Origin of the sequence: Escherichia sp. R1 (assembly GCF_003000935.1) — a bacterium.
GTDB classification, from domain to species: Bacteria; Pseudomonadota; Gammaproteobacteria; order Enterobacterales; family Enterobacteriaceae; genus Escherichia; species Escherichia coli.
In genome coordinates this window covers 1-1,601 of the sequence record NZ_PSRU01000067.1, presented here as the reverse complement: position 1 = coordinate 1,601, position 1,601 = coordinate 1, and the positions used below count along the sequence as shown (strand labels likewise).

Genomic DNA, 1,601 nt, shown 5'->3' with positions numbered 1-1,601 from the left:
GAGCATCAAACTTTTAAATTGAAGAGTTTGATCATGGCTCAGATTGAACGCTGGCGGCAGGCCTAACACATGCAAGTCGAACGGTAACAGAAAGCAGCTTGCTGCTTTGCTGACGAGTGGCGGACGGGTGAGTAATGTCTGGGAAACTGCCTGATGGAGGGGGATAACTACTGGAAACGGTAGCTAATACCGCATAACGTCGCAAGACCAAAGAGGGGGACCTTAGGGCCTCTTGCCATCGGATGTGCCCAGATGGGATTAGCTAGTAGGTGGGGTAACGGCTCACCTAGGCGACGATCCCTAGCTGGTCTGAGAGGATGACCAGCCACACTGGAACTGAGACACGGTCCAGACTCCTACGGGAGGCAGCAGTGGGGAATATTGCACAATGGGCGCAAGCCTGATGCAGCCATGCCGCGTGTATGAAGAAGGCCTTCGGGTTGTAAAGTACTTTCAGCGGGGAGGAAGGGAGTAAAGTTAATACCTTTGCTCATTGACGTTACCCGCAGAAGAAGCACCGGCTAACTCCGTGCCAGCAGCCGCGGTAATACGGAGGGTGCAAGCGTTAATCGGAATTACTGGGCGTAAAGCGCACGCAGGCGGTTTGTTAAGTCAGATGTGAAATCCCCGGGCTCAACCTGGGAACTGCATCTGATACTGGCAAGCTTGAGTCTCGTAGAGGGGGGTAGAATTCCAGGTGTAGCGGTGAAATGCGTAGAGATCTGGAGGAATACCGGTGGCGAAGGCGGCCCCCTGGACGAAGACTGACGCTCAGGTGCGAAAGCGTGGGGAGCAAACAGGATTAGATACCCTGGTAGTCCACGCCGTAAACGATGTCGACTTGGAGGTTGTGCCCTTGAGGCGTGGCTTCCGGAGCTAACGCGTTAAGTCGACCGCCTGGGGAGTACGGCCGCAAGGTTAAAACTCAAATGAATTGACGGGGGCCCGCACAAGCGGTGGAGCATGTGGTTTAATTCGATGCAACGCGAAGAACCTTACCTGGTCTTGACATCCACGGAAGTTTTCAGAGATGAGAATGTGCCTTCGGGAACCGTGAGACAGGTGCTGCATGGCTGTCGTCAGCTCGTGTTGTGAAATGTTGGGTTAAGTCCCGCAACGAGCGCAACCCTTATCCTTTGTTGCCAGCGGTCCGGCCGGGAACTCAAAGGAGACTGCCAGTGATAAACTGGAGGAAGGTGGGGATGACGTCAAGTCATCATGGCCCTTACGACCAGGGCTACACACGTGCTACAATGGCGCATACAAAGAGAAGCGACCTCGCGAGAGCAAGCGGACCTCATAAAGTGCGTCGTAGTCCGGATTGGAGTCTGCAACTCGACTCCATGAAGTCGGAATCGCTAGTAATCGTGGATCAGAATGCCACGGTGAATACGTTCCCGGGCCTTGTACACACCGCCCGTCACACCATGGGAGTGGGTTGCAAAAGAAGTAGGTAGCTTAACCTTCGGGAGGGCGCTTACCACTTTGTGATTCATGACTGGGGTGAAGTCGTAACAAGGTAACCGTAGGGGAACCTGCGGTTGGATCACCTCCTTACCTTAAAGAAGCGTACTTTGAAGTGCTCACACAGATTGTCTGAT

The 1,601-nt window shown here is 53.8% G+C and carries 1 rRNA gene; it reads left to right on the top strand.

Going from position 1 to position 1,601, the window contains the following annotated elements:
* Positions 1 to 15 precede the first annotated feature (15 nt).
* Positions 16 to 1,557: ribosomal RNA gene (locus C4F37_RS27025) — 16S ribosomal RNA — on the top strand.
* The last annotated feature ends 44 nt before the right edge of the window (positions 1,558 to 1,601 follow it).